Raw genomic sequence first — 6,181 nt, forward strand, 5'->3', positions numbered from 1 at the left:
GTTTGTCATTGTTCGTCAGGAGTAACCACCACCAGCGCATGCGTGCGCCGAGGTCGATCGTCATTTGCCGCCCTTGATCAACGGTTGTAAGTGGTTTTCGGGGGGTAAACGAGGGCGCGGTCGGCGAGCCCGCCGCCGTGGGCTGCACAAAGAGCATCGTCAGCGGATCTTGCCGTCGAGGTACTCCTGAGCGGGACCGAATATCGGGTACGGCACGTATGCGGCAAGCATTGCGCGGTCACACCAGGCCACGTCCGCTATCTCGTCCATGGCGGCCACATATGCCGTGCCGGCGACAACGTCGCATGCGACGTAAAGCATCGACCTGCCGGTGTCAGGATGCACTCGTGTGCCAAGGCGGCTGATGGCTCGAACGGTCAGGCCAGTTTCCTCCAGGGTCTCCCGGACAGCGGCGGCATCACCAGACTCACCCGGATCCAGCTTCCCTGCCGGAAACTGCCACGAAAGCCGGCCTTCCTCCACACGCCGACGGACCAGCAACACCCGACCGTCGTCTACAACCACGGCCGCAGCGACGGCTAAATCCTCAGTGTTCCCTGACTCGGTCATATGTCCTCGCTCCGTCATGGACCAAGATGCTTCGCGGCTCGCCTCCGTAGTCTGGCGAAGGATCCAAGCCCGACCAACCCCGTCCGCAAAGGAACAAGGTCCGACAGTAGGCGCCACGGTCGTCACTTGATCAGTCACTCACCGGCGATTACTCCGCCGTGCGCCTTGCGGTCTGCGGTGGTCGGCTGTTCCCGTCCTCCCGGAGGCCTAAACCCGGATACCGACGGACCCGGGGCTGTCAAGTCGCGAAGCGACCCCACGCACCAAAACGGCAGGGAGGCGTGTCGTGCCAGGACAGCCATCAGACAGGCGCCCACCAGAATTACGCTGAAGGCAAGACGTACTACGTGGGCATCTTGACGTAGTACGCGGCATGCCATACGTTGCTACTCGCGCCACTTCACTGTGGAGGGCGCCGACTGACGGAGGCATCACGTTGTTCTTCGCGGAACTTGGCCTTACCCAGCACGACTCATTGACCGCGGCTCAGACTGCGGCGAGTGAGGCCGCGTCGGCGGCAGGAGGCCGCGTCTTTACGTGCGTCGTTTTTCAGCAGGGCGGTCGCCTCATGCTGACCACGGCCTTCTCGAATGCCTTCCTTGTCAAGCATGTGGTCGCGGACTCGGCAACCAAAGGGGGCAATCCCCGCATGGCTACAAACCGTCCGATGGACACCGGCCATGTTCGCTCCATTGCCAAGTACTTGACCGACAACGAGGGCAACTACATCCTGCCGCCGGTCACGCTCAATGTCCGCTCCATCCCTGCCATCCACATCCCGCGAGGGAACTTTGCAATGACCGCCGGATTCGTCGTCATCGGAGACGAGACGAAGTTCTCAGTGACTGACGGCCAGCATCGTCTTGCCGCGATTGCCAGGCGCAGCGAGTCTTTGACCGATATCGACTCGCCGTTCATGAGCGACAGCATCTCTGTGGTTATCGTCGTGGAACCGGACCTGGCCCGTGTCCATCAGGACTTCGCTGATGCAGCACAGACCAAGCAAATCCCCGCCAGCCTCCTAGCTGCATATAACACCAGGGAGCCGTTGAATAGGGTCTTGACGAAGATCGTGGACGGTTCAGCCCTAATGCGAGGGCGAATCGACGAAACCTCCAAGAGCCTATCGAAGCTTTCACCAGCAATCTTCCTCCTCAACCAGGTTCGCGGGATGGTCAAGGAGCTACTCTTCCATGATTACGCATTGAGCGAGGCGAGCATTCCGAGCAGAAGCCTCCAGGTAATCGGCTCCACCGAGACTCAAGACGCCTTCGTCGAGCGGACCCTCGCCATGCTCGCCACCTTGACCGAGCACATGGCACCGTGGAACTCCATTGCAGCGTTGCCTACGTCGGGTGGGCCGGCGAATCAGGTCGTAGACTTCCGAAAGCACTTCATCAATATGACCGCGACCGGCTTGGTCGTCATTGGTCACGTAGCTTATGAGATCGAAAAGAATCCGGACCCGGATTGGAGGACCGCCCGCTACATCGACCTCGCCACCACGATCGATTGGCGCCGCGATGCCGAGATGTGGGACGGCAACATCATCGCGGATGACAAGATAAGCACCACGCGAGGCCCTGGACGCGTGGCGGCCAAGAAGGTCATGGCTGCACTTCGTCTCCCGGCACACGATTCTGCAATCAGCACGTTGCCCATGCTGTGAATACATTCATAGGCATCCTTGCGTTTGCACGCAGACAAGGTCGACACGTGTTGAAGGCGTAGCAAGCCATATTTGCGGAAAGAATCATATCTAGAAGTTGAGCGGCCGGTTCTCATCCGCGGGGACTCGCTGAGGTGCTGTCTTCAATAAACCCTAACGACTGCTTACAGGAAACGCATTGAACGCCGAAGGACGAGTTGCGAAGGTTCGACTGGTCGAACCCGAAATTTATCGAGTATGGCTTGACTTTCAGGGCGGCGCAACAGGCTACTTTGAATCCGGCGATTGTGAGAGCTACTCAATAGGCGATGTGCTCTTTTGCGTAGACGGCGAGCCTGCCGAGAAAGTTTCGGCCAATCTGTGGAGCACGGGCTCAGACGTCGGCACGGTCCGCCTCGTGGCCGAGGATAGCGCAGTCGTCGAGATCGACGGCAAGCTTAGGTCCTTTCGACAACGGCCGAACCTACCGTTCGAAATCGGTCAGACAATTGAGATGGACTCGTCGGGAAACCCCGGGAAATTGCTTTCAGCCAAGCCGGTTGATCGTCTGGGTCTTCTCGATCGGAACGAATTCGATATTGAGTCTTTGATATACGAGCCCTCGGACACAACAACACTTGATGATTTTGGCGGCTCAACCAAGATGGTGAAGCGCGCCAGGGATTTGGTCACTGTGGCGCTTGACCCGGCCAACAGGATAAAAGCCATTGGCGCCAATCCCATCAAGGGAATGCTCTTCTCTGGCCCTTCCGGTACCGGCAAGACGTTTCTTGCGAAAGCGCTCGCTAGCGCCACTCAGGCACGTTTCTACAACATTAGTGGCCCTGCGATCATTGATCAGTTCGTTGGGCAGAGCGAAAGAACACTCAGAAGCATCTTCGAACACGCTCAAAGTCACGCGCCGGCGGTTCTGTTCTTCGACGAGATCGACAGCCTATATACACAAAGGGGGGCGGCGAATCACGAGGCAACCAATCGCCTTGTTGGCCAGTTTCTTTCTCTCCTTGATGGTTTCACCGCCTATGAACAAGTAATCGTAATTGCGACCACTAACCTAGCCGGGAGCCTTGACGAGGCCCTGCTTCGGCCTGGTCGACTATCCCATAAGCTGGAGTTTTCGCTTCCCGATGCAACAAATCGCAGCGCAATCCTGGCAGCTTCTGCGCGGCGGCTGAAGTTTTCTGAGCAGCCGAACTTCTCGGAATTGGCAGCCGGGACCGATGGTTGGACGGCAGCGGACCTATCGGCAATCTGGACCGAAGCGGCTGTCCTCGCCGCGCTCGACGGCCGCAACTCTCTTTGCTTAGAAGATGTCAATGAAGCCGTAACGCGAGTACAGCGCATACCAACGCTAAAGAAGACTGGCCAGGAATGAATATCTTTCGCAAACGTGACCGGTCATGGTCCAAGCAGCGCCGAGAATTTGTTTACCTCGACGAGGTAAGCGTTACGAGCCTGATTGCGGCACGGGACGGAGCCATTAAGGATACAGTAAAGGAGACTCTCACAAGGTCAAGCGAACGCGAGGCCAAGGCGACGTCTGGCTTAGCAATGAGCAAAATAAAGTTCGGCTCCGAGTCGAGAGTGAAGAATTCGGATACTTCCGCCAGGGAGACCGTCCGGAAAGCCGTAATTCAGAGCACGTTTCGTGATTTGCGCATTGGCGGTGAGGATGAGCTGCTATTGACAGCCCCTGGCCCAAAGCGTCGATGGCACGCAATCGAGCACGGCTCTCTTGCAACGGTAGCTGATATCTCTGGAAATCGGCGGAAGCTAATCCGTCACGGCCAGATGATATCTATGGATCAAGTCAAGCGTGGCGACGTCCTGGAATTGGAACTCACCCTCTCGGCGGAGAAGACATATCAGCTCGTGAGCGCAGTTTCCTCTATCGTCGAAATCGTCAAGGACCGAGAGTCCTTCTTTGGAATTGACAAGTCGAGCTACGAGCAGGCCGTGACGATCTTACAGATGATTGACGGACTTTTGGTCGGCCTAGTCCCGGTTTGCGGAATTAGCAACAAATATGCGGTTCTAAAGTTGGACGATGAGGAGATCTTAGTCGAGCGCTCCCTCATCATGCCCGAAAGTCGCATTGCGCACATGCTCGTGCCGCTTGAAATTGTTGGAGTCACCAATTTTTCGGCCTACTCGCGGGATCTACGAAGGGTTCTCTTCGGCGAAGAAGCCTACACCGCCTACGTACGCGTAGAATCGCCGAAGCTTCGCGATAAGTGGGATCCCGTAAAGCTCTCTGGCGTCCTCAAGAGCGTTTCTTTGGACGTAACAGAACTCATGTCAGCGCTTCCGGATGACTTTTCTGGACCCAATGAAAATGACGCAAATCCGCCAAAGATTGACTGGCCTGAAGTCGTGCGGGACTTCGGACACAACTTGGCTTGCGAACTGGGTGTCCAGACGAATGCAGCAGCCCTCGCAGCCGCGGTAGATGCCGCAGCGGCAACGCTAGAGGACAATGGCGAACTGGAATCGCAGAGACGAGCTTTTGACGTTGTTGTGAGGGCCGTCGATACACAAGCCGACCGCGAAATCGTCCGTCGCGTTCGCGAAACCGCTCTTCGGAACATTTCAGTTCCTGAGGGCGGCGGCCAGAACAATCTGGTACAACGTAGACGAGCCGACGCACCGCTTACCCGAAAGCTTGAGGTCGAATTTGTTGCCATTTACTGGTAGCGAACCCCGAGATTGAAGCCGCGCCTCCCAACGTGTAGGACTGGGCAGATTCAGCCGGTGGAAGCATGTGACTCTACGAGTTCGGCTAATACCTCGGAGGGTTTCTTCCAATCGAAGATCTTACGAGGCCGGTCATTGAGCCTTTTTCATCCTCGGTAGATCGGGTTCTCGATGTGGTGTAGAGCGAGGATGGCCTGCACGATCGCGGTCGCTCGGCGCGGGCAGCAACGTAGCTTGGTCAGGACTTTCCAGGTCTTGAGGGTGGCGTTGGCGCGTTCGCCGAGGGCGCGGAGGCGGGCGTGGGCCCGGTTGACGGCTCTCTGCCGGGCCGACAGTTTCGGCCGGTACCGGTGGCGTTTGAACGGCGTCCGGATACTGCCGCGGGCACCCTGGTACGCCTTATCGGCGAAGGTCATCACGTTGGCACCGGTCAGGGCATCGATGATGCCGTGGGTGCGGGCCGCGGTCAGGTCGTGGGCGGCGCCGGGCAGCGCGGCGGACGCCCAGACGAGACGACCGGCCGGGTCGGCGATGACCTGCATGTTCACGCCGTGGCGCCGGTGTTTCCCGGAGTAGTAGGGCTTCTGGTCGGCGACCCGGTCGGCGGGGATCAGGGTGCCGTCCAGGATTGCGTAGGCCAGCAGGCCGATCCTGTCCATCGCGGTGTGCAGGCCGTCAGCGGTCGCGGCGAGCAGGTCGACGGCCTCACGCACGTACCGCCAGGCGGTGGCCACGCCGATCTCGAATCCGCAGGCCAGCCGGGTGTAGGTGTCGCCGTTGCGCAGATGCGCCAGGGCGAGCAGGGCTTGCCGGCCCGGGTCGAGGCGCCGCCACCTCGATCGGCGCAGCTCGCGGTTCCGGCGGATGAGGCCGGCGAGGTGGTTGAGGGTGCGGGTGGACAGCGGAATCGCGGCAGGGTAAGACAGCACAGCGAGGCTCCCGGTTGGGGCATCGGATCTTGGTCGACTGCTGTCTTACCGGGAGCCTCGTCCTATGTAGACACCGGGTTGCCGCAACGACCGTGACCTGCACCATCACGTTGAAAATGGCTCATTGAGCGATGGAGCCACCACGACTCGGTCGGATCGGGTGTAATACGAGGTCAGACCTCCTGCGACGGGCTCCTTGGGCCCGGCAGGTCGAATCGGTTGCTGCTAGGGCGTGTTTATGAAGTGTCATAGCCACTCGTTGATCGCGGCGATGTGGACCGTGGCCTGGTACCGGACGGCGAGTTTGTCGTAGCGGGTG

At 58.9% G+C, this 6,181-nt stretch carries 5 protein-coding genes; 3 read left to right on the top strand and 2 right to left on the bottom strand.

The genetic code is table 11. From position 1 onward, the window contains the following. Nucleotides 1–159 precede the first annotated feature (159 nt). Nucleotides 160–570: an NUDIX hydrolase gene (locus ACIA5D_RS48910; protein WP_396037588.1), complete on the bottom strand. Its 411-nt coding sequence runs from the start codon at nt 568–570 to the stop codon at nt 160–162. Between the two features lie 373 nt (nt 571–943). Here ACIA5D_RS48910 and ACIA5D_RS48915 point away from each other — a divergent pair, with 373 nt between their 5' ends. The 3 genes from ACIA5D_RS48915 to ACIA5D_RS48925 all read left to right on the top strand — a co-directional run bounded on the left by ACIA5D_RS48915 (nt 944) and on the right by ACIA5D_RS48925 (nt 4,933). Then, nucleotides 944–2,239, top strand: a complete 1,296-nt coding sequence (locus tag ACIA5D_RS48915) for a DNA sulfur modification protein DndB (protein ID WP_396037589.1) — start codon at nt 944–946, stop codon at nt 2,237–2,239. 178 nt (nt 2,240–2,417) lie between these two features. Beyond that, entirely contained in the window at nt 2,418–3,614 is a 1,197-nt protein-coding gene (locus tag ACIA5D_RS48920; protein ID WP_396037590.1) for an ATP-binding protein, read from the top strand. Continuing rightward, complete coding sequence (locus tag ACIA5D_RS48925) at nt 3,611–4,933, top strand: hypothetical protein (RefSeq protein ID WP_396037591.1); 1,323 nt, start codon at nt 3,611–3,613, stop codon at nt 4,931–4,933. The genes ACIA5D_RS48920 and ACIA5D_RS48925 overlap by 4 nt, the downstream gene beginning before the upstream one ends. A 146-nt stretch (nt 4,934–5,079) precedes the next feature. On the opposite strand, the gene ACIA5D_RS48930 is transcribed toward ACIA5D_RS48925, so the two are convergent. Continuing rightward, a complete protein-coding gene (locus ACIA5D_RS48930) occupies nt 5,080–5,862 on the bottom strand; it encodes a transposase family protein (protein WP_396037592.1) in 783 nt (260 codons plus the stop codon). Nucleotides 5,863–6,181: the final 319 nt, after the last annotated feature.

It is taken from the genome of Actinoplanes sp. NPDC051513 (assembly GCF_044454685.1).
Lineage (GTDB): Bacteria > Actinomycetota > Actinomycetes > Mycobacteriales > Micromonosporaceae > Actinoplanes.

Bases quoted from the DNA above. Each gene is read 5' to 3' on its own strand.
- ACIA5D_RS48910 (WP_396037588.1), bottom strand. From the start codon at position 570: ATGACCGAGTCAGGGAACACTGAGGATTTAGCCGTCGCTGCGGCCGTG.
- ACIA5D_RS48915 (WP_396037589.1), top strand. From the start codon at position 944: ATGCCATACGTTGCTACTCGCGCCACTTCACTGTGGAGGGCGCCGACT.
- ACIA5D_RS48925 (WP_396037591.1), top strand. From the start codon at position 3,611: ATGAATATCTTTCGCAAACGTGACCGGTCATGGTCCAAGCAGCGCCGA.